This window comes from Paenibacillus zanthoxyli JH29 (assembly GCF_000520715.1).
GTDB lineage: Bacteria > Bacillota > Bacilli > Paenibacillales > Paenibacillaceae > Paenibacillus_AQ > Paenibacillus_AQ zanthoxyli.
In genome coordinates this window covers 1-22372 of sequence record NZ_ASSD01000508.1, presented here as the reverse complement: position 1 = coordinate 22372, position 22372 = coordinate 1, and the positions used below count along the sequence as shown (strand labels likewise).

General features: G+C 52.6%; 21 protein-coding genes and 1 pseudogene. 11 read left to right on the top strand and 11 right to left on the bottom strand.

What is annotated here, in order from left to right; genetic code table 11:
* Both L691_RS29470 and L691_RS0119410 read right to left on the bottom strand, forming a co-directional pair.
* Positions 1-208 (bottom strand): annotated as a pseudogene (locus L691_RS29470) (HAD family hydrolase); the annotation flags it as partial.
* 126 nt (positions 209-334) lie between these two features.
* Positions 335-1555 carry an MFS transporter gene (locus tag L691_RS0119410; RefSeq protein WP_025692035.1) on the bottom strand — a complete coding sequence of 407 codons (1221 nt, stop codon included), beginning with the start codon at positions 1553-1555 and terminating at the stop codon, positions 335-337.
* Between the two features lie 90 nt (positions 1556-1645).
* On the opposite strand from L691_RS0119410, the gene L691_RS0119405 reads away from it, so the two are divergent.
* Entirely contained in the window at positions 1646-2506 is an 861-nt protein-coding gene (locus L691_RS0119405; RefSeq protein ID WP_025692034.1) for a helix-turn-helix transcriptional regulator, read from the top strand.
* A gap of 72 nt (positions 2507-2578) precedes the next feature.
* Here L691_RS0119405 and L691_RS0119400 read toward each other — a convergent pair whose 3' ends face one another.
* The gene (locus tag L691_RS0119400) at positions 2579-3034 is read right to left on the bottom strand and encodes a DUF3939 domain-containing protein (protein WP_025692033.1); all 456 of its coding nucleotides are present in this window, start codon (positions 3032-3034) and stop codon (positions 2579-2581) included.
* A gap of 120 nt (positions 3035-3154) precedes the next feature.
* Positions 3155-3751, bottom strand: coding sequence for a DUF2087 domain-containing protein (locus tag L691_RS0119395; protein WP_025692032.1), 597 nt, complete (start codon positions 3749-3751; stop codon positions 3155-3157).
* Positions 3752-3947: 196 nt separating this feature from the next.
* On the opposite strand from L691_RS0119395, the gene L691_RS0119390 reads away from it, so the two are divergent.
* From L691_RS0119390 to L691_RS0119380, 3 genes are all read left to right on the top strand, one after another.
* A complete protein-coding gene (locus L691_RS0119390) occupies positions 3948-4952 on the top strand; it encodes a YpdA family putative bacillithiol disulfide reductase (RefSeq protein ID WP_025692031.1) in 1005 nt (334 codons plus the stop codon).
* 2 nt (positions 4953-4954) lie between these two features.
* On the top strand, positions 4955-5398 hold the full coding sequence (locus L691_RS0119385) for a DUF441 domain-containing protein (RefSeq protein ID WP_025692030.1): 444 nt from the start codon (positions 4955-4957) through the stop codon (positions 5396-5398).
* 192 nt (positions 5399-5590) lie between these two features.
* A complete protein-coding gene (locus L691_RS0119380) occupies positions 5591-6106 on the top strand; it encodes a hypothetical protein (RefSeq protein WP_025692029.1) in 516 nt (171 codons plus the stop codon).
* A 74-nt stretch (positions 6107-6180) separates the two neighbouring features.
* Here the strand turns inward: L691_RS0119380 and L691_RS0119375 are convergent, their stop codons facing one another.
* Positions 6181-6519, bottom strand: coding sequence for a HesB/YadR/YfhF family protein (locus L691_RS0119375; protein ID WP_025692028.1), 339 nt, complete (start codon positions 6517-6519; stop codon positions 6181-6183).
* 502 nt (positions 6520-7021) lie between these two features.
* Between L691_RS0119375 and L691_RS0119365 the strand changes: the two genes are divergently transcribed.
* Both L691_RS0119365 and L691_RS0119360 read left to right on the top strand, forming a co-directional pair.
* Positions 7022-8764 (top strand): ABC transporter ATP-binding protein, encoded by a 1743-nt coding sequence (locus L691_RS0119365; RefSeq protein ID WP_025692027.1) that lies wholly within the window; start codon positions 7022-7024, stop codon positions 8762-8764.
* A gap of 28 nt (positions 8765-8792) precedes the next feature.
* Positions 8793-10889, top strand: coding sequence for an ABC transporter ATP-binding protein (locus tag L691_RS0119360; protein WP_025692026.1), 2097 nt, complete (start codon positions 8793-8795; stop codon positions 10887-10889).
* Positions 10890-11085: 196 nt separating this feature from the next.
* On the opposite strand, the gene L691_RS0119355 is transcribed toward L691_RS0119360, so the two are convergent.
* The gene (locus L691_RS0119355; protein ID WP_025692025.1) at positions 11086-11604 is read right to left on the bottom strand and encodes a hypothetical protein; all 519 of its coding nucleotides are present in this window, start codon (positions 11602-11604) and stop codon (positions 11086-11088) included.
* Between the two features lie 413 nt (positions 11605-12017).
* Positions 12018-13064, bottom strand: coding sequence for a CobW family GTP-binding protein (locus tag L691_RS0119350; protein ID WP_025692024.1), 1047 nt, complete (start codon positions 13062-13064; stop codon positions 12018-12020).
* A 208-nt stretch (positions 13065-13272) separates the two neighbouring features.
* On the opposite strand from L691_RS0119350, the gene L691_RS0119345 reads away from it, so the two are divergent.
* The 5 genes from L691_RS0119345 to L691_RS0119325 all read left to right on the top strand — a co-directional run bounded on the left by L691_RS0119345 (position 13273) and on the right by L691_RS0119325 (position 17697).
* Positions 13273-13788 carry a MogA/MoaB family molybdenum cofactor biosynthesis protein gene (locus tag L691_RS0119345; protein WP_025692023.1) on the top strand — a complete coding sequence of 172 codons (516 nt, stop codon included), beginning with the start codon at positions 13273-13275 and terminating at the stop codon, positions 13786-13788.
* A gap of 143 nt (positions 13789-13931) precedes the next feature.
* Positions 13932-14966 carry an ArsR/SmtB family transcription factor gene (locus L691_RS30790; RefSeq protein ID WP_025692022.1) on the top strand — a complete coding sequence of 345 codons (1035 nt, stop codon included), beginning with the start codon at positions 13932-13934 and terminating at the stop codon, positions 14964-14966.
* A gap of 34 nt (positions 14967-15000) precedes the next feature.
* Positions 15001-15798, top strand: a complete 798-nt coding sequence (locus tag L691_RS0119335; protein ID WP_025692021.1) for an ABC transporter permease — start codon at positions 15001-15003, stop codon at positions 15796-15798.
* A gap of 55 nt (positions 15799-15853) precedes the next feature.
* Positions 15854-16882: an ABC transporter ATP-binding protein gene (locus L691_RS0119330; RefSeq protein WP_025692020.1), complete on the top strand. Its 1029-nt coding sequence runs from the start codon at positions 15854-15856 to the stop codon at positions 16880-16882.
* Positions 16879-17697: an ABC transporter permease gene (locus tag L691_RS0119325; RefSeq protein WP_025692019.1), complete on the top strand. Its 819-nt coding sequence runs from the start codon at positions 16879-16881 to the stop codon at positions 17695-17697. Before L691_RS0119330 ends, L691_RS0119325 begins: the two co-directional genes overlap by 4 nt.
* Before the next feature lie 84 nt (positions 17698-17781).
* Here L691_RS0119325 and L691_RS0119320 read toward each other — a convergent pair whose 3' ends face one another.
* The 4 genes from L691_RS0119320 to L691_RS0119305 form a co-directional block, all read right to left on the bottom strand.
* Positions 17782-19107 carry a nitrogenase component 1 gene (locus L691_RS0119320; RefSeq protein ID WP_025692018.1) on the bottom strand — a complete coding sequence of 442 codons (1326 nt, stop codon included), beginning with the start codon at positions 19105-19107 and terminating at the stop codon, positions 17782-17784.
* Positions 19091-20572 (bottom strand): nitrogenase component 1, encoded by a 1482-nt coding sequence (locus L691_RS0119315; protein WP_025692017.1) that lies wholly within the window; start codon positions 20570-20572, stop codon positions 19091-19093. Before L691_RS0119315 ends, L691_RS0119320 begins: the two co-directional genes overlap by 17 nt.
* 19 nt (positions 20573-20591) lie before the next feature.
* Positions 20592-21914: an O-acetylhomoserine aminocarboxypropyltransferase/cysteine synthase family protein gene (locus L691_RS0119310; protein WP_025692016.1), complete on the bottom strand. Its 1323-nt coding sequence runs from the start codon at positions 21912-21914 to the stop codon at positions 20592-20594.
* 40 nt (positions 21915-21954) lie between these two features.
* On the bottom strand, positions 21955-22372 hold a 418-nt coding region (locus L691_RS0119305), incomplete at its 5' end, for a NifB/NifX family molybdenum-iron cluster-binding protein (protein ID WP_232229221.1).

The window sequence follows — 22372 nt, the reverse complement described above, 5'->3', positions numbered from 1 at the left end:
CCTCGCTCAGCTCTCGAAAGAAGCCATCCTTATCCCGATACCCGTCGGCGTCTCGGATAATGATATCTTCCACAAGTTCCAGCTGCCGCTCCACGTTCAAATGGCCCAGAAAATGAGAGACGAACTGCGTGCTGAAGCTTCGAAAGGTGTAATCCCTGTCCATAAGCGTATTATCAAGATCAAACAGCAAAGCCTGAACCGTATCCATACTCTGATTCCCCTTGTTTTTCTATATACGTCTTTGCCCGAAAGCGGGCTCGTCAGGAATCATTGTACTATGGCGCTTTACCTTATGAAAAGGCCGTTTCGCAAAAAGGAGAAATCCGGACCGTTCTCATATTTTACGAAGAGAATCATTAGCATTTAACGGGATACGCCGGCGGTGTCTCAAACTTGCAAGAAAATAAACAACCGGCAAAGTCAACAGCAAGCATCCGGCAGCAATCATTCCGCTTACCTGCCCGTAATGATAGGCCGCGCTCCCGATCCATGAGCCGAAGGAGCCTCCCAGGTAATATCCGACCATATAGAGCGAATTCAGACGGCTGTGCTGCCCCGGATTCAAGCGGCTGATGCGTCCTTGGTTCAAAGTCATGTTCATGCGGGAGCCTACATCAAGCACAAAAGTAACGGCTACGAGCACTGACAGATGATACCAGCCCATGCCTAACAATGCAAAGGAGAACATCATCGTCAGCAGCGCAGCCACATTCCATCCGCGCGCATGAATGCCGTCCGACAGCCGTCCAGCGAAGCCTGCCGCCAAGGCGCCGGCAATCCCAATGATGCCGAAGGTTCCGGAGATCCCGTTCCCGAAATGATAAGGCGCGCCACTTAGGATGAAGGAAAGGGGAACCCAAAAGACATTAAAGGCGGCAAAGGCGGCTGCGCCGAAAAATATCGTTTCTCTTAATATCGGCTCCTCTCTCAGCAGGGGAATCATGGACAGCATGATTTTTGGGTAAGAGTCTTGCTTCTTGGCCGAATCCTCCGGCAGTTTCACAAACACATAACCGGCAAACAGCAATAAAATTCCTGCCGCAAGCCAGTGCACAGTCTGCCAATTGAACATCTGTCCGATCCACCCGCCGGCAACACGGCCAACGAGCACACCTAGAAAGACGCCGGTCAGCAGTCTGCCAGTGACGGTCCCCTTTTTCTCCGAATCCATGTTAGAAGAAACATACGGAATAATCAGCTGCGCCGCAACCGTGCTGAGCCCAAGACCCAAAGCGGCAACGAGCAGAAGGCTGAACGAAGGCGCAATTGTCATAACAACAAGCCAAAAAGCTGACAAAAGCAGGCTCGCAACAATCAGCTTGCGTCTGTCAAACCGGTCTCCAAGCGGAACGATAAATAATAAGCCAAGCGTGTAGCCCACCTGCATCATCGTAAACAGCAAGCCGGATGCATTTTGAGGAACATGATAACTGTTGGCGATATCCGTCAGCAGAACCTGATCATAATACAGATTGGCAACGGCCAGCGCGCACACTACGGTAAGCAGCCATTGCAGAGTGACGGGGAAAACTTTAAGCTTAGTAGCGGATTCCATGACGAATCATCCTCTCTTCTTTATACGATACAGTGTATAATCATCGCTGTAAGGCATGAAGAGACGCATGATCCTAGGACTTAGAATCCTATGCAGGAGAAAGGGGCTGGCAGTGCCGTCGTGACTCAAGACAAGCATCTGGAACTGGGGCTTTTTTTAAGAAAAAAACGCGCTTCACTTACACCTGAGGAGGTTGGTCTGCCCTCGGGAAGCAGGCGGCGGGTAGAGGGACTACGCCGGGAGGAAGTTGCGGAATTGGCCGGTCTAAGCAATGATTGGTATGTTCGTTTGGAGCAGGGCAGGCCCGTGCGCCCTTCCGCCGAGGTATTGCTTGCATTAAGCAATGCGCTTCAGCTCAATCGAAAGGAACGGGAATATTTGTATACACTGGGGGCGCAGCGGCTGCCTGATGAAACGCCCGATTCATTTAAGGTTAGCGCCGGGATGCAGCAGTTTCTCGATTTGCAAAACCCTTATCCCGCTTATATTTCCGACCACGAGTGGAATATTATCGCCTGGAACCGGGCCGCTCAATCGGTCTTCGGAGATTACTCCGCAATGTCCAAGCTGCAGCGTAATTCAATCTGGCGCGCGTTTATGGACCCGTATATGCAAAAGCTGCTGGACAACTGGGAAGGACATTCCAAACTGCGCGTCAGTCAATTGAGAATGGCCCATAGCCAACTGCCTGAAAATCCGGAACGGACGGAATTAATTAATAAATTGCATACGCACAGCGAAAAATTTGCAAATTGGTGGAATGAACTGACGATTGCAGGAACGCCGGAGGGCAAAAAACTGATCCACCATCCTGTCGCCGGCGATATTCGCCTAAATTATCTTTCCTTTCAATCCGAGGAGCTGCCAAATGCGACGATTACCGTTCACCTGGCAAGCGATAAGGAATCGAAACAGCGGCTGGAGCGGCTGCAGGAAGTCTGGAAATTATGACCGTCCATGCCCTGCAAGAAGATGACTTGAATTCCCTAAACATTCAAGCTCACACCAAGCGCGGGGCACCGCTTACCCGAAATGCTCCGGACGGTGGGTCAGCATCAATTCCTCTTCGGTAATATACAGCGGAAAAGGCGGCATTTCCTTCAAATACCTCTGGCTTGCCAGCAAATGATAGTGAACCTCGGGAAGGTCCGATTCTTCAAGCAGAGGCAGCTTGCCCGTATCGCTGATATAATTGTCAACCGCCGACTGCACCATATCAAGAAAATAGGGAATCTCTTTATCCTTTTCTTCAAAGATCTCAAACGTTTCTCTCGACAAATAGAACTTCTGCTCGGACCTTCCGCCCAAATAACGGGCCAGCCGCGACAAATCGATGCTTTTGTCTTCCCGCATCAACACTGTCCGGTTGATATCGCCGGGCATATCCTTTTCGAATTGACGCACAGCCTGTTTGACTTCTTGTAATGTTATGGTAACTTGGCGGGGGGCGGCTTCTTTCTTAAACTTTTTAAAAAGCATATCGAAAGACTCCTTTCTGGCTCTTCATAGATAGCGCTTACAATTCCATTTTAATCGATTATACAAATTTTAATCAATTAAAAATTAAACCGTCACAGAAATGTAAGATTAATTAGAAATTTATTTGACAGATTCCCATTTCGTCCACATTTCCCGGGGATTCAGCTCATAGTTGTCATTTTCCCTGTACATGAACTGATGCATGATAAACTCGCGGCGGATCGTGGCGCAATCGTCATGATACTGCTTGATGAAGGTGTTGATTTCTTTTTCGCTGTAGACAATGCCCGGCTTCAACTGTTCGACAATATGCTGCAGGGCAATCAGCTTCTTCTTGTACTGCGCCGGAATTTGCCGCAAACGTCCGTCTTTGGCGAAGAAATTGCGGAGCACCGACTCCTTCAGCTTCTGTTCCTTGCTCTCCTCTTCCATATCCTCCGCTCCCTTATCAAAAATAAACTGCAGCGACGCCTCCCCGCCCTTCCGGATAAATTCCGGATTCAGCTTGAAATAGACGGTATTCTTCTCGCGGCGTTCCTTAATGAGCGCTGCCGAGCGCAGCTTGGCCGCATGATGCGTTACCGTCGGCTGCGACAGGTTCAGCTTCTCCGCCAGTGCTTGGCCATGCATTTCTCCTTGCGACAGAAGCAGGAGCATGCGAAGGCGTGTGGGATCGGCGAGGGCTTTATGGTAACCTACGATTTTATCCAGCTGCATCAAAGCGCACGCTCCTCTTAACCAAATTTTATTAGATATATATCTAATTATATAATGAACAATACTGTTAAAGCAAACGGAAAATGCGTCGACGCGCCCTGCCCTGGAAAAACCGGGCAAATTGCGGTAGGATGTAGTTTGCACGTTCCACACGGACGAAGAAAAAACGAGAAATAAACAGGAGGGAATCCGCTTTATGCATGATGTCATTATTATTGGCGCCGGGCCCTGCGGCCTGTCCGCCGCCATTGAATGCCGCAGCCAGGGCCTGTCCGCGATCATTGTGGAGAAGAACTTTATTGTCCACTCCATTTTTCTGTACCCGACCCATATGCAATTTTTCAGCACTCCGGAGCTGCTGGAAATCGGCGATGTTCCCTTTACGACGCCGAACGAGAAGCCGTTCCGCCACGAGGCGCTCGTCTACTACCGCAAGGCTGCCGAGCTATATGGACTGGAAATTGCCGCCTATGAGGAAGCGACGGGGATTGAGCGGCTGGAGGACGGAACCTTCGGCGTCGCCTCGGTGAACAAGCGCGGCGAACGGAAGACGCGGCGGGCGGGCTCTGTCGTTATCTCCACCGGATACTTCGACCAGCCGAACTGGATCGGCATTCCCGGCGAGGATTTGCCGAAGGTGACCCACTACTTCCGGGAGGCGCACCCTTACACCGGTATGAAGGTTGCAATTATCGGAGGCAGCAATTCGGCTGTGGACGCGGCTCTTGAGCTGATTCGGTCCGGCGCTTCGGTCGATATGATCTACCGTGGGGACAGCATCTCCGGCAATATCAAGCCTTGGGTGCGCCCAATCTTTGAAAGCATGGTGCAAAAGGAAAAGATCCGGCTTCATTTTTCGTCAAGGGTTACCGAAATCACGCCGGACACGGTTGTCGTATCCTCTGATTCCCGGGGAGAATCCTACACGCTGGACAATGATTTCGTTCTGGCGATGACCGGCTTCAGACCGGACCGCACGCTGATGTCCTCCATCGGCGTCTTGATGGATGACGATATGGATAAGCCCGTATTTGATCCGGCGACGATGGAGACGAATATTCCGGGCGTATATGTGGCAGGCGTTATCGCCTCCGGCCGCAACGCCAACGAGATTTTCATTGAGACGGGACGCCGGCACGGGGCGCTGATCGCGGCGCATGCGGCAGCGAAACGCCTGAATGAAGACAAGGAGCGGAACTGAAGATGGACTACACTTCCCTGCTTCTCCTGGGGCTTGCCGGACTTGGCATTATCAGCAGCAACTCAACCGTGACCATCGCCATGTTGGTGCTGCTCCTGGTGCGTCTGCTTGGGCTCCATCAAGCTTATCCGTGGCTTGAAAAGTATGGACTGACGGTCGGAATCATCATCCTCCTGATCGGCGTCATGACTCCGCTGGCCAGCGGACGCATCTCGCTGCAAACCGTAGGGCAGGCATTTCTCCATTGGAAATCGCTGACAGCCATCGCTATAGGCATTCTTGTCGCTTATCTTGGCGGCCGGGGAGCGGTCCTGATCGGCAGCCAGCCGACGATTGTCGCCGGTCTCTTGATCGGAACCGTCATCGGAGTCGCCCTCTTCAAAGGCGTTCCGGTCGGCCCGCTCATCGCCGCAGGCATCCTGTCGCTCATCATCGGAAGAATGTGAGCATGCTTGCACACTGAGGATAGAAACCGGCTTGGGTTAAGCGGATTCTGCCTCTGGTGTCTTTTCTTGGCATTTCCGTACGCGGTTCTCCCGGTACTGGCGCTTATTGACTTTTGTTCCGTACAGTGTTTTGATATTTTTAAATCCTTTCCACAAGGATTATAGCAGTACCCGAACTTCAGGAGGATAATGATGTCAAGACAATTTGTGACTGAAGCCGTTATGATGGCCATTTACGGCCAACTGCTGGTACCGAATAGACCGGTAGAATATATCGTTCCCTATACTACGATACTCGAACTGTACGAGCTCCGGGATAGCGACGAGCCGCTAATGAATATTCCCGACGACGATCAGCACGTCAAGGCTAAGATCGGTGAACTGATCGCCTATTTCGAGCAGCCGCTTAATCAGAAAAAGATCCGCCGCTGCCTGAAAGTTCCATGGGCTAAGAGTCCGGCCATTCTGCTCGGCGAGCGGGCGCAAATAACCGTCATCAACAGTGTGGACAATGCTAGTTACGGCGAAACCTACGACCCAATCGAGACCGAGCTTCTGCTGACCTCACAGCGTGCGAAGATTCCGATCTTAACCGACCAGGTGGAGCTGATCCATCGGATCATCGACGGAGGCATTCCCGTAATGGTATACGATATCGACGATTTTGAATTCGCCATGGAAGAAGAAACCTTCCGCCGGTCCCATTGACCGCTGCGTTCCCTTGAAGCGGCGGCTAACCGCAAAAATCAGCCCTTGCCTAAGGCAAGGGCTCCATTTGTTTATCACTGATTTGCACCGGCGGCGGCTTCCGGCACTTTTTCACCGTTAGCCTCAGAGTCGTACCGGTACTCGATATCATCTTCTTCCGAAGAGTAGAGGATCGACAGTCCGTACCCTTCCATATACCATAAATCCTGCTCCTCCATGTAAAAAACGATACCTTCCCCAGAAGTTTGAAGTCCCGGACGTCCCGGCGGCTCCACGGCAATGCCGAGCGAAAATCCGGGATGAAGCCCGCCGCCGGAGCTGTACCTAGGGAACAGGCGGACGCAGTCACCGTCTGTTAAACTGAGCTCCCGCTTGAACCAGGAGGCAGCTTCAGGACTGACAGTAATGCTCATAAAGCTCTCAACTCCTTTGTCTATTACTTTTATCATACCCTAATCCCAGGCTCTATTCCAAGCACAAGTGAAATGCCGTGATCCAAACTAAAATAATTTCATTCAAAAACATGTTTGACAATTTCGCAGGACCGGTGATAAACTCAACATGAGCGAAACGTCTTCTAATCATTACCAAATTTTTAACGAAAGGGTGATCTCGGTGTTTACATTCATTGATATTCATCACACTATTGTCGGCAGCCTTATCCAACATAATACCGAAGCAGCCCTGCAGGTGAATCTTTCCCGGAAGCGCGCGTTCTAGCCGCTTTACTTTTCGGGAAGCCGAACATTTTACTGGCCGGTGCTGTTATGCACCGTGCGCATGATACGTTTGAGAGACCAGGCATATCGTCCGTTAACGGATGGTATGCCTTTTTTTGCTCTTCACCGAACGTTAATCCCGCTTAACCTTGGGCCCTAATGCCGACGCTACACCTAATCGAAAGGAAGGGATTTCATGTTTTCCGTATTAAAAGATCTCGGCTGGTTCTTCCGCCGGGAGAAAAGACGCTATACGATCGGCTTGTTCGTGCTGATCATTGCCGGCGTCATTGAACTTCTGCCTCCGCGTCTCCTGGGTAACGCCATTGACGAAATCGTACGCGGCTCCATTACGGCAGGTTCGCTAATTAAGTACATTGTAATGATTCTCGCTCTGCTCCTGATCATTTACTGGATTACTTACATATGGATGCGCAGCCTGTTCGGAGGATCGAATCTGGTTGAACGCCTGCTGCGTTCCCGGTTTATGACCCATCTGCTTACGATGACGCCTTCTTTCTTCGAGCGAAACCGCACCGGAGACCTGATGGCCCGTGCCACCAACGACATCCGGGCGGTATCCGTAACCGCGGGCTTTGGGATGCTGACGCTGGTCGACTCCACCGTTTTTTTCTCCGTCGTACTCCTTGCCATGGGCTTTCTGGTGAGCTGGAAGCTGACGCTGGCCGCCGTACTGCCCCTCCCGTTGATTGCGGTGGCAATGGTGATCTACGGCAAAGCCATCCATGACCGCTATAGTCTGGCGCAGGACGCCTTCGGCGATATGAACGACCAGGTGCTGGAATCCGTATCCGGCGTGCGCGTGATCCGCGCCTATGTGCAGGAACGTCTGGATGAGAAGCGATTCGGGGAAATCACGGATGATGTGTACCGCAAAAATATGGCAGTGGCGCGGGTGGACTCCTTTTTTGAACCGACCATCCGGTTTTGCGTGGGACTGAGTTACATCATCGGCCTGACGTTTGGAATCTACCTCGTCTTCCGAAATCAGATCACGCTGGGCGACCTCGTATCGTTCAATATGTACCTTGGCATGATGGTCTGGCCGATGTTCGCCATCGGCGAGCTGATCAATATTATGCAGCGCGGCGGCGCTTCGCTCGAACGAATCGATGAGACGCTGAATTCCGTCCCGGATGTGCAGGACCCGGCTCATCCGGCCAGTGTATCCGAACCTGATGGAATTGAACTCAACAATGTGACGTTTCGCTACCCTGCGTCCCCCGTTGATAATTTGAGCGGTATCAGCCTGTCGCTCGCCAAAGGCGAGACGCTTGGCGTTGTCGGCCGCACCGGCAGCGGCAAATCGACGCTGCTCAAGCAGCTGCTTCATGAATACCCAACCGGAACCGGCAGCATCCGCATTTCGGGTGTTCCGATTGAGGATATTGCGCTAGATCGTCTGCACAGCTGGATGGGCTATGTGCCGCAGGAACAGATTCTGTTCTCCAAGACCGTGCGCGAGAACATCCAGTTCGGACTTGAGCGCGCAAGCGACGACAAGATTCTGGAGGCGGTTTCCACCGCCGCCTTCCTCAGCGATCTGGATACGCTGGAAAGCGGACTGGATACGCTTGTCGGAGAGCGCGGCGTCTCTCTTTCCGGAGGTCAGAAGCAGCGGGTGTCGCTCTCCCGCGCTTTTATCGCCGAGCCGGAAATCCTGATCCTCGACGACGCGCTGTCGGCGGTGGACGCCCGGACCGAAGCCCGGATTGTCGACAACATCCGGTCCCGAAGAGCCGGAAAGACGACCTTGATCTCCACCCACCGCCTGTCCGCCATCGAGCATGCCAACCAGATCATCGTCCTGGATGACGGAGTGATTACTGAGCGCGGAACACACAAGGAATTGCTGGAACTGGGCGGCTGGTACCGGGAACAATACGAACGCCAGCAGGTGGAGAATAATCTGAACTAAACCATTCACCAGGGAGGTGCCATCCATTTTGAAACAAAGTACGGGCAGACGCCTGCTGCAGTATGCGCTGCATGCGAAGACAACCTTCATCGCGGCGCTCCTCCTGCTCTCTATCGGAGTCGCAGCGGAGCTGGCGGGCCCTTTTATAGCAAGAAGCATGATTGATAACCATATGCTTGCCATTGAGAAACCTTATTTTGAAACGAATTCGCAAGGCAACGCCGTCCAGTATAATAATGAATACTTCAAACGCGGCGACCGGTTTGAACCGGGAGAGTCCAAGGGCCGCGAGGTTCGACTGCTCCAGATTGGACGCAGCTTCTATTTCATCGGCCAGCCTGTTGAAGCAATTAGCGGGAAACGCAGCTATGAAGACGGTCAAGTGACAATCGACTGCGGCGGCGAGAGAGTCAGCTATCCGGCCGTACAGCTTGCCATTGAAGATGTATTCGCTTTTTACAAGCCGGAACTTCCCGGCATTTACAAGCTCGTTGCATTGTTCGGGCTGTTCCTGGTGATCTCGATCTTCGCCGAATTCGGCAAGACCTACTGGCTGCAATCGTCGGCCAACCAGGTTGTCCGCAAGCTGAGAACGGATGTATACGCGCATATCCAGCGGCTGCCGGTCTACTTCTTCGATAACCTGCCTGCGGGCAAGGTCGTATCCCGGGTAACCAACGATACGGAAGCGATCAAGGAGCTGTTCATTGCCGTCTTGTCGAACTTCGCCACCGGGATCATCAATATTATCGGCGTGTATACCGCCTTGTTCCTGCTGGATGTCCGGCTCGGTCTGGCCAGCCTGTTCATCGTCCCGGTCATCGTGATCTGGGTCATCCTGTACCGCAAAATCGCAACCAAATACAACACAATTATCCGCTCGCGCCTCAGCGAGATTAACGCCATTATTAACGAATCGATCCAGGGAATGCCCATTATCCGCATCTTCCGCCGCCAGAAGCAGCGGCTGGACGAATTCGAAGCGCTCAACGAAGATTACATGAAGTACCAGAACAAAATGCTTAATCTCAACTCGCTGACCTCGCATAATCTGGTCGGTGCGCTGCGCAGTCTTTCCTTTGCGCTGGTGCTTTGGTATTTCGGCTTCGGCAGCCTCGGCGGCGGGACGATCATCTCGCTCGGCGTGCTCTACGCTTTCGTCGACGTGCTGGGACGGATGTTCCAGCCAATCATCGGGATGGTCAATCAGCTTGCAAATCTCGATACCTCGATGGTGTCGGCAGGCCGCGTCTTCAAGCTTATGGATGAGCCCGGCGAAGACGTAACTGACGGAGAAATGCCCCGGTACAAAGGGAATGTGGTGTTCGAGGATGTCTCCTTTGCCTATAAAAAAGACTTCGTCCTGCGCGACATTTCGCTCACGGCTCGCTCCGGCGAGACGGTCGCCCTTGTGGGCCATACCGGCTCAGGCAAAAGCTCGATCATCAATTTGCTGTTCCGTTTCTACGATCCGCAGCGCGGCTCCATCTCTATTGACGGTCAAAAAACGACGGATATTCCGAAGCAGTGGCTGCGCAAGCATATGGGCATCGTCCTACAGGACCCTTATCTGTTCACCGGGACGATCGCTTCTAATGTCAGCCTGGGAGACGAGAGCATTACGCGGGAAAAAGTCGAATGGGCGCTTAGAGAAGTCGGCGCGGACCGGCTGCTGGCTCATCTGCCGCAAGGCTTCGACGAACCGGTAGTGGAAAAAGGCAGCACGCTATCCGCCGGACAGCGTCAGCTGATCTCGTTCGCCCGCGCGCTTGCCTTCGATCCAGCGATCCTGATTCTTGATGAGGCCACCTCCAATATCGATACCGAGACGGAGAGCCTTATCCAGCAGGCGTTGGAGGTTCTTAAAAAGGGCCGGACGACATTTATCATCGCCCACCGCCTGTCGACCATCCGCAGTGCAGACCAGATTCTCGTCCTGCACCGGGGCGAAATCGTCGAGCGGGGCAGCCACGATGAGCTGATGGCGCTTGGCGGCCGCTACTACCGCATGTATCAGCTTCAGGCCGGCTCCGCCGCCCAGAGCACGGATACCGCCCAAGCATCCAAGCCTGATCCGGCTGTAAAGGTTCCGGCCGCAATGCAATCGGCGCATTCGCAAAATTAGGATTTTTTGCTTCGCTGCAGGAAGCTCCACATTCCCGATAAGGGATGCGGAGCTTTTTTCTTTCATTGCAAACGGAACATTTGTTCGTTATAATGGGATAATCATCCAATGAACGGAGTGAACTCGCTATTGAATAAAGCCTCTGCCTGCATTCCTGCCAGTCAGAGGCTTACTGTCCAGTTAATATTCACTGACTTTACCGATTGCGCCGCTTCAATTCGGCGGAAGAAGCGCCGTCAATTAAATCTTCATCATCCAGCTTGCCTTCCAGCCCCAGCTTTAGGTACAGCTCCGAACAATAGCCCTGCAGCTTCAGCTCCAAGGCGCTGGCTTTATTCTTGAACCGCTTTAATTCCCTGATTATGCGGGTCCTGCCGGCAGGAGTAAACGTGTCCTGAATTCGTTCCTTGAAATAATCGTGAACAATATAATTTCTCTGCTTCCAGACATGATGCAGCTGCGTCGTCTCTTCCTCCGAGAAAGGAAAATGATGCTGTATCTCTTTAATGAGCTGACCAAGTGAATTGCCGAGTTTGCGTTGATATAAATCCGTAAGCTCTGCCTCAGACGGTAAGGTCCCCTGGGAAAGCTTCGTCAGCAGGAGCAGGTTGGTAAGCTGCTGCTCCAATGCCTGGCAGTAATAGACGGCCAGTCCAAAATAGGCGAACAGCTCTTTGGAATGTTCACTTTGCGGTAATTGTGTGTCCTCCTTCATCTGCCCTCCGTCATTATGTAACGTTGTTGTTAAAAATAATTATCCAATACCTATGTATAGATATAAGTCTCTGCTTTCTACATTCTAACAATTCGCCGGGCTCCTGTTAATTCCCTCTTCCTTCTGCGCTTCCTTTTAAGATATTCTTCCGACGAATGACATATAAAAGCCAGCTTTCCGCAAAAGCTGGCCCGTTACTCTACTGCGTTGTGGTTGCTTGCGAACTTTTTCAGGATAATACGGCAACAGCTTCGCTTATTTGGCGGCAGGCATCCGCACTGTTTAAACAAGCATTTATACATTCCTGACAGTGTGTAATGAACCTCGGCTGCAGGGACGAATCAGCAGATGCCGCCCTCTGCAACCTTTTGCGCCGCTTCCTGATTTGTCATAGAGTCCCGGATTCCCTGAAGCTACAAGCCCCGTTTTACGGTCCCTGGCAGGGTAAATCCCCGTCCTTCCAGCTTCAGCAGTTTCTTCCGCAGATCCCCTGACGAGAAGTGCTCCCCGATAAATACAGCCACGTCCGCGACCTCTCCCTGCGGGTTAATTTTTAGAAAATCCGACTCCCGGTACGCATACTGGAACAGAAAGCGCCCCGAAGTATCGTTGAAGGTAAGCACACCCTTCGCTCTGTATACATCGCCGGGCAGTTCTTTGATAAAGGCTTCAAACTCCACACTGTTAATCGGATTCTTAAAAAAGTGCGTATAAGCCATTACATGATCATGCGCGGCCCGGGGGGTATCGATGGCATTCTTCTCCCCTGCCTCCGTCAAGCCTTCGCCTGACATCGAAGCCGAGGAATCCGTTTCCGGCGCATGCTCTGAGATTTCCGTAAACGCTGCGTTATCCGTGCGGTCGATCAGTCTTTCCGGTTCCACCTCGCATCGTACCGCCGGAATAATCTCCGCGAACGCATTCCATTTGCGCAGAACCCCATTCACTTCCTCCGCTTCTTCCGGGGACACGCGGTCCGTTTTGTTCAGAATCAGCACGGAAGCGCTGCGTATTTGCTCCTGCATCAGCCGGTATGAGGCCCCTTTCTGTTCTCTGTACAGCTGAAGCAGATGGGCGGCATCAACTACGGTGATCAGGCCCTTTAATTCGACGTTGCTGTAGAGCGAGGTTTCCGTCACATTATCAATGATATCCAGAGGATTGGCCGCCCCCGTCGCTTCAATGACGATGACATCCGGCGACTCTTTTTTCACCAGAGTATTAAGCTCCATACTAAGATCCGCGCTTGCGGAGCAGCAGATGCACCCGCCGAGCAGTTCCGCCATCGGCACCGATTGATCGATCATCATGCCGTCGAAGTTGACTTCTCCGAGTTCGTTCATGACGACGGCCGGACGCAGGTCTTTATCTTTCCAATACTCCAGCAATCGGTACAGCAGAGTCGTCTTGCCGCTGCCTAGAAATCCCGACAATATATATACAGGAATAGTTCTATCCATATCTCATTCTCTCCCAAGGTATCTGTTCTGTAAGCGAGTGTACTACATTCCTTACCGGCGAAGCAACCTCATCAAAATAATGTATACGCTTTCCAAAACCCTCAACAGCTTCCCGCTTTGCGCTTTCCTTGCAAGCTGGCAACTCTATCCCCTATGATAGTGGCGTATGAGAAACACGTAAATTTGCAGCAAGGAGTGAAGAAGACCTATGAATTCTGTCGAACAGCACCGCATGGAAGCCCCGGATTCGGTCAATTGCTATATTATTACGGTCTCCGACACCAGGACGATGGAGACGGATAAGGGCGGCCGCCTTATTGAGACTTTGCTTGAAGAATCTGGCTATAAGATTGCCGGGCGAATCATTGTAAAAGACGATTATGACGATATCCGCGAGCTTATTCACGAATGCGCAGGGGATAGCGGCATCGAGGCCGTGCTGCTTACGGGCGGCACCGGCATTGCTCCCCGCGATACCACCTACGAGGCGGTCAAGTCGCTGCTGGACAAAGAAATGCCCGGATTCGGGGAAATATTCCGTTATTTGAGCTTTGCCGAGGATATCGGAACCGCAGCGATCCTGAGCCGGGCGGTAGCCGGTACAATCGGCAGCACCGCCGTGTTCTCCATGCCCGGATCAGTCGGAGCGGTTAAGCTGGCGATGACCCGGCTAATTATTCCTGAACTGCGCCATGTGATGCGGGAGATTTATAAATCCTCCTGAAATCTCTCCAGCATCTGTAACCGGACCCTGAATGGGGTCTGGTTTTTTTGCATTGACACTGCCCATTCTCCCCTATATAATGTTGAACACTTTTCGCGAAAGTGGTTTTTGATTAACCATCCGGTTAATCGGAAAGGAACATAATGAGCTCATTACCATTATTGCACCATAAAATTAAAATCGTTGTCAGTCCCTTCCATGAAATGCTGTGCAGCCTGCATGTGCTGTACCAGCCGGAGCATCATCCCAGGCGGCTAGAGTGGTCGCTGGAGCTATGGAAAGAAATGCCGCCCCAGCTTCGGGATGGCATCCGTCAAGTTGGCAAATTGACTGACTGCTGGACCGCATTAGTCGACCTGGCAGACCATACGGGACAGCCTATGACCTGCCGGAAAGGCATTGATGCGCTGTGCACCCTTCCGGACGCCGAGCTGATCCACTTGGCATTGAACAACAGAGTGCCAATTGGAAGTATCATTCAATGGATGAACGGCGCAAGAGGGCTGGAAGATGAGGAACTAGAGGAGGCTGGGCTAACGCTGCTCGGCTCGCTGGAGGAATTCCGCAAGCTGCTTACAGGCACGCTTGCCGAGTACGAGGCATCTTTTTTTTGCCGGGAATGGCAGGATGTCGAGCCATGGCTGCAGACGGCAGCCGCCGCCTTTCAGCAGGAGGCCGAAAAGTCCGCGGAAAAAGCCATCGCTTCCCTGCATCCGCGCTTGTTTGCGGAGAACGGGACGATTACCGCGCAGAAAGCGAGTACCTACCATTTTTCCTATGACAGCCTGGAGCATATTTATGTGTTTCCCAGCGCCTTTATATTTCCTCATCTCTTACTCGGCTGGTACGGAAAAGATCTCTATCTGCCGCTTGCCGCCGACATTCCTGAGCTGCCGTACAGCAAAGCCCCGCCGGCCGACCTGCTCCTGCGTTTCAAGGCGCTTGGCGACGAGACCCGGCTCAAGATCGTGAAGCTGCTGTGGAAAGGACCGCACTGCACAAAGCAGCTTGCTCCCGTACTCGGTATCTCCGAGGCGGCTGTGTCCAAGCATCTGAAGCTTCTGACCGAAGCCGGTCTGATTAAGGCCAAACGCCGGGGGAACTATCAATTTTACTCCGCCGACAAAGAGGAATTTGAGATGACGCTTGTGCTGCAAAGACAGTTTCTGGAGCAATAATTTTAACAAGAGCCATATAAAGGAGCGCTTATTCATGTGGCATACCGCCCTCGCGACTTTGGTCAGGAACCAAAGGTCCAATCTTAGAGCTTATCCCTGGACGTTTACTTTCGGCCACATCATTGATGGGACGTATCTTGTTCTCGTCACCTATTTTTCCTATGTATATCTGATTAAAGGCGATGTTGAGACCCGGTTTGCCGCCTATGCGGGTACTTCCGATTATTTAACGTATGTCATTATCGGCGGGGCGCTGAATCTATTCTCGGTTAGCATGATTATGAATGTTTCGAGGGCATTGATTACGGAGTGGCGGGAAGGCACACTGGAAGCGCTGCTGCTCTCTCCTTCCAGCCGTTTCGGTTATTTTGCGGGGACTGCCGTTCAGCAGCTTATGCGCAGTCTGTTCGAGCTTGCGGTCGTGCTGATTTTCGGAGTTGCGGCGGGTCTGCGGCTGCCTCATTTCGACTTTTTTTCCGTGCTGATTGGGATTTGCGCCTATTTATTGTCCTGTTTCTCCATGGGACTTCTGCTGGGCTGCGTAATGCTGCATACGAGAGATACTTTTTTTGTGCAAAATACGCTGTTCGCGTTTACCGCCCTGCTGTGCGGATTTCAATTCCCCCGGGAGTATCTGCCCGAAGCACTGCGGCTAACAGGGAATGTGTTTCCTTTGACCGATGCGCTGGCGCTGCTGCGGGGAAGCCTGCTGACGGGCGGGATCATCCGGTTTGGCGATATTGTCCCTGTCCTGCTGCTCTGCGCCGTCTATATCTCGCTCGCTCTCTGGAGCGGCAGAAGGATCGAGCGGCGAATGTTCGAGCGGTATTGAAGTGATATTTTGCGAAAAAAGGTATGTATTACATATCAAGAAAGGCTGTGACGGCATGATCATAATGAACGAAGTTACCAAAATATACGAAACCAAGAACAGGCTTGGCTGGTTCCGAACCGAACGCGTGAAGACTGAAGCGGTAAAATCGCTGTCGCTCACTCTTGAGCCCGGACAAATTACGGGTCTGCTGGGACTTAACGGAGCCGGCAAAACGACGACCATCCGCATGCTGTCCACCCTGCTTGATCCGACGGAAGGCAGCATTGAGGTCGACGGACTCGACATGAACCGCAGCCGCAGCGCCATTCAGCAAAAAGTGAATATGATCGCCGGCGGCGAACGGATGCTGTATTGGCGGCTTACGGGACGAGAGAACCTCCACTATTTCGGTTCTTTGTACGGTCTGGACTCCGCCCGCCTCCGGCTGGAAAGCGACCGGCTGCTTAGCGAGGTGGGTCTAGCTGATGCGGCGGACCGTCCGGTAGAGCAGTATTCCAAAGGCATGAAGCAGCGGCTGCAAATCGCCAGGGGCCTCATCAACGACCCGAAATATCTGTTTCTAGATGAGCCGACGCTCGGGCTGGACGCGCCCATAGCCAGGCAGCTGCGCGGTATGGTCCGCAATCTTGCGAAAGAAATGGGGAAAGGCATTCTGCTCACCAGCCACTATCTGCAGGAGGTGGAGGAGCTGTGCGACAACGTAAATGTGCTGAACCGCGGGGAGCTGCTGATGTGCGATACTCCGGACCGCATTGTGGCAAGGGTGGCGGGCATGCAGACGGCTCATTTTGAGCTAATGGGCTGGAGGGATGAGCTCAATCCGCTGCTGCTGGAATATCTTCATACTGAAATCGGACTAAACCGGAAGGAATGGACGGAGCTTCATACGCCCTCTGCCGAATCCGGCGCATCCCCCGAGGAACCGGTTCGATTGACGGTAAAAAGCCGTTCGGCCGACAAGCTCATTACCAAGCTTCTGCCCTGGACTTCCGAGAATGGACTGAAGGTCGTCTCCTTTTCTGCCGAGAAGCCCAATCTGGAAGATGCCATCATCCTGCTGTCAGAAGGCAAAGTGTCATGAAGAAGCGCGGATGGATGATCTCGCTCCTGGCGGAAATGTTGAAGCAGCACAGAAGCCGCACCAGAGGAAAAGCCGTATTTTTCTCCATGCTGCTCTGGCCCGCGCTTGCCTTTCTGACCTCTTACTATGCGATGCAGCCTTATCGGACCGGCGAAGGCTCGGCCTTGTCCAGAGTGATCCCCTCCGGCGGAATACCGCTGTTCCTGCTTAGCGGTTATCTCGTATTTCAGCTGTTCTGGACCACGGTGCATTCGGCATGGCTGTTCGAAATGGAACGCAAACAAAGCACACTGGAAATCATCTTCTTGACGCCTTCCTCCAAAATGGCCTTTTTATACGGCAGATCACTGTACTCCCTGTTTAATGGAATCTGGATGTTCGCGGCATTCTCCTTCCTGACGTTTTGGTTTGTCGCCGATCCCGGGGAGGTGAAATGGGCCGTGCTGCTGCCGGTGCTGGCACTTATCGTAGGTTCTGCGGTTATCTGGGGCGCGATGCTCAGCGCCGTCTCCCTATTCTCACGGGACTCCGGCCTGCTGTACTACATTTTTCAAGCTCCGATGGAGCTGTTCGGGGGTGTGCGCATCCCTCCCTCCGTCTTCCCGGTGTGGGCAAAAGGACTGTCCCTGCTCTTTCCCGTCACCTACAGCCTGATCCTCGTTCGCGGGGCGCTATACGGGAATACCGGCGGACAATGGATGTGGGCGCTTGTTGTATTGATCGCTGCCGATGCGGTGCTCGTCTGGTTCACCCGGTATCTGCTCTCCTTGGCCGAGAGACATGCCAGACTTATGGGGAATTGGAGTTTGTTCTGAATGATAGTGTGAGAAAAAAGGGGCTCCTAGCCGCACGCCATCTGCTGCGGTGCTCGGAAAGCCCCTTCTTTTGCCTTTATGCGATTAACGGTACGTGCCCAATACGCGGTCATAGATGTCCTCGATCAGCCGCAAACCGCCGTTATACCCTGCGTAGCCGCAGTTCAATACCAGCCGGTAGGTGATCGGCACGCTGACTGGAAGCAGATCGGCACCGATATCGACAGCCATGTCGCGCTCCCAGCCGCTTCCAAGAATCAGCGCGCGCTGCTTCGGACTTGTCTTCCTGATATTCTCCTGAATCTCCCCGCCGTCCACCGAAAATTCCACATTCGCCGACCTCCTGTCGGAGATGCGCCGGAACTGCTCGCGGATTCCTTCGCGGTACTGTTCGGGAGTATCGTCAATAATGTATTGAACCTCCGCCGGAATAATGCCCAGCTCATTCAACAAATATTTGGAGAAGCCTACAGCGTAAGTCGCATCAAGGATCGTGTAGAATACGCGCGGAATCCCATAGCGGAATTCCAACATGAAATCGGCCGTACGCTCGATATGCGTATAGAATTTACGCTCTTCGTCCGCGATGAATTTCTCGGCCTTTTCCCGGTCTATGCTGGTGCCGAATGCCGCAACCTCCCGCAAAAATCGGCTGGTCTCCGCTCCTCCAACCGGCAAATAGGGAAAATGGTAAAACGGCGTACCGTATTTCCGCTTGAGCAGCTTGGCGCTTCTTAGTCCCGGCCAGGCGGATACGACAATATTGAATTCAGCCTGAGGAACGGTCAGCCATTCGGATACGCCGCCCGATTCCGGGCCGAAAAGGATATTCGGCGTAAGACCGATGCCCGTCAGCAGCCGCTTAATTTCTTGCAGGTTGCCGATCCAGTAAGGGTCCTGATAGGGAATGGAGGCAAAAACATTAACCAGTCCAGGAATCACTTCACCTTTGGCGGGCGCATACCGGTCGACATACTGCTCGACAATCGCCTTGATAATGAGGTCATGGCTGACATAGTTATTGCTCTTGAAGCCCCCGGTCTCCGCGAACACGATCGGCTTGCCGAGATTTTGAAATTCACGGGTCACCTGGCCGACATCGTCGCCGACAATATCCGAGGTGCAGCCGGTGAGTACGACGAACAGGTCGGCGTCAATAACCTTGAACGCGCCGTCTATGACACCACGCAGCTTTTTCTCGCCGCCAAATACGACTTCGGATTCGCTCGAATTGGTGCAGGGGATCGTACTTCCTCCCGCATAGCCCTCCCCTTGACCGAGCAGGCCGTGAATTTTAGTGCTGCAGCCTGGCCCTGCATGGACGATAGGCACAGCCCGCTGGATTGCGATGACGGTCTGCTGAACGCCCAGCGCGCAGGAATACCTTGGCTGTTCAATAAGTTTTGACATGAGTATTGCCCCCCAAAAAAGTGTATGGATCTTGCTCCAGCCACCATTTGGTGTAAGGCATGGAACTATGTTTTGCCAAGTTAGTTACAAACTCCCGGTTATCGAGCGTCTCCAGGATGCGTTCCGCATAATTTAACAGCCCCTGGTATCCCCAGCTGAAATGTTCATCCCCGATCAGCAGGGTGGGAATGCCAAGCTTGGCGCCCCAGAGCGTCATTCCGCCGTGACGGGCGATCATCAGGTCCGGACGGACGCGGTTCAGAATATTGACCAGCTCGTAGGCTTGCTTGTTGCAGACGTTATAGCCCTTAATGTCTCCATAGGTCTTGACCGTGTGATCCAGCATATCCGCTGAAGTAGCTTCATTGTCATAAATAGGGTCATGATGGAAAATAGCCGCGCCCTGCACTTCGATTTCGAGTTCACGCAGCAGGGCGATCAGGGCATGACCGTGGGCTGAGCCCGCAGTCAAATAGCACGTAGTGCCTGTAAGCTTAGCCCGGTACTCCTCCAGCTTCGGCAGAACAGCCGCTCTCTCCTCGCGGATCATTTCCTCAATCTCGTCTTCACGGTCCAGAACACGTCCGAGCTCGCGCATCCAGGCATCCGTTCCTGCTATACCGTAAGCCATTGGAGCCTTGATCTCCGGCACTCCGTAGACTTGCTCCAGCGCGGCTCCCATATACGTTCCAAGCGTCGGGCAAATCTGAATCGTGGCCGCAGCCTCGGAAATGGTTTCCAACTGGCTTACTGTAGAGAAGGGAACGACATAGTTCGCTTCGTAGCCCAGACGGTTCAGCAGCTTGGAGAAGACATCACTGCCCCAGAAATTGATGATATTCACTTTGTTCGTCCGCTTCTGCGGAGGCTTCACAATTTTACGCACAATCGAGTGATAGGCGGCGTCGAAGCCGGAGGTCCAGATTTTGGATCTAAATCCCTCGCAGACGCAGTTAACGACGGGTATTCCCAGTTCATTCGTCATTCGGTCCGTAACACTTTCCACGTCTTCCCCAATGATCCCTGAGGCACAGGATGTGGTAACGAAGATCGCATTCGGTTTTACTCTGTCGTACGCGAGGCGGATCGTCTTTTCCAGCTTGGATAAAGCGCCGAAGACCGTATCCATCTCCTCAATATTTGTATTAAAATATCTGCCGATGGCCGGCGGTAGATCCCGCTCCATTTGGCCGACGCGATACACGAAATTAAAGCCGAAGAAATCCCCGGCGCAGCCGACAGACGCATGGTTGACCATCGCTGCATCCCGAATCATGGATAGCTGGCAAAAAGCATTTCCCGAACTGCAGCCCATGCATTGACTGAAAGAACGGGTGCCGTCCTTCAGGCAGCCGCTGTTGGAGCAGTTTACCAGGTCTCCCGCAGTTCCGGCAAAACCCGTAATCGAACCCAAACGTTTCTCGCGGATCGGGACCTCGGTCAGATTCAAATTCACTTTTGGCATGTCCTTCTCCCCTTTTACGTTATAAAGAATATGTTTCCACAAAAGCCTGCTCGAACGCCTGCTCCAGATCTGCGATTAAATCCTCGGCATCTTCGAGGCCAATGGACAGGCGGACCGTTTCAGGCTTGATGCCGGCAAACGCCTGTTCTTCGGGGTTTAACTCGCCATGCGTCGTTTTCGGCGAATTAATAATGAGCGAGCGGGCGTCACCCACATTGGCGTGATAGCTGAACAGCTTCACCGCATTCAGAAAAGTCTTGAGCTGATCCTCATTTCCCTTAAAGCCAAAGGAGAAAATGGAACCGGCGCCTTTTGGAAAATATTTATCGGCCAAGGTTTTGTATGCATTACCGTCTGCGGCAGGATGGCTGACCCAGCTTACTCTGTCGTTGCTTTGCAGATACTGCACGATTTTCAGCGCGTTGGAAACCTGCTTGTCAATCCGCTCAGATAAGGTTACAAGTCCCTGAATCAGCAGGAAGGCATCGAACGGGCTGAGAGACGCCCCAAAATAAGCGAGGTAGCTAAGCCGTACTCTTGTCGCAAACGGCGCATTCGGGAAGACCTCAAGAATGCTGCGCTCGCGTCCAGTCGCCTGATCCCGCAGCAGATACTGCGGCTCTTCAAAATGCGGAAATTTGCCATTGCTCCAATCAAACTTTCCATTTTCCACAATGACTCCGCCAAGCGTTGTGCCATGCCCGCCAATCGCCTTGGTCGCCGAGTAAATGATGATGTCCGCTCCATGGGCGAAGGAATCGAACAGATACGGAGTTCCAAATGTATTATCAATAACTAACGGAATCCCGTTGTCATGCGCAATTTCGGCAATGGCTTCTACATCCAGGATGGTTGCGTTCGGGTTGCTGATGCTCTCGATCAGTATCGCTTTGGTATCTGGCCCTATGGCCCGCCGGAAGGTTTCCGGATCATCCGAGTTCTCCACAAAATCGACATGAACATTGAATTTAGGGAACAGATGCTTGATAGCATCGAAAGTTCCCCCGTACAGTCTAGGTGTTGTTAGTATTCTTCCTCCGCCCTCGGCCAGGTTGAGCAGGGTATAAGCGACAGCGGCCATTCCGGAAGCGACGGCAACAGCGCCAGTTCCTTTATCCAGAGCGGTCAACCGCTCCTCAAGCACGGCTACGGTCGGATTTCCGATCCGCGTATACAGGAAGCCCGCTTCCTCCAGACCGAACAATTTTTCCGCCCGTTCCACGCCGCCTAAATCATAAGAAGCCGTCTGATAAATCGGCACGGCTACCGAATAATTATGCTCGCTGGACTCATAGCCAGCTCTTACTTTCAATGTATCAAAGCCCAATGGTTTCTCACTCATACAGATCCCTCTTTTCAGATGATTATGATTTGATCAAGCCTTACTGTAAAATAGCTCCACGGCCTGAATGAAGAAAGGAAATCAGCCGGGTCAATGCCTTTTCAATGGGGGCTTCGACTCCCAGCGCAGTAATTCCCACATTGTGAAGCACCGCCGTGGCACCATGACCAATCTGGCTAACAAGTACATACGAACAATCCGTTAGCGCTTCGGCTACTGCCTCAAGGCGGCTTTGCTCATGTCCTTGACTGCTTGCAGGATTACCGATTTCCCTGATTCCGGTCTGTGAATAGAATCCTTCGTTATCCACTTCGTAAATTAAAAACCGGTCGCTCCGGCCAAAATGCTGGTTTACGTTAACACCATCCGAACTCCCGACAGCCACTTTCATTTCATCCATTCTCCTTCTGAAAACTCCTTCTGAAAAAAAACTACGACTGCTCGTTTCACTAACTAGG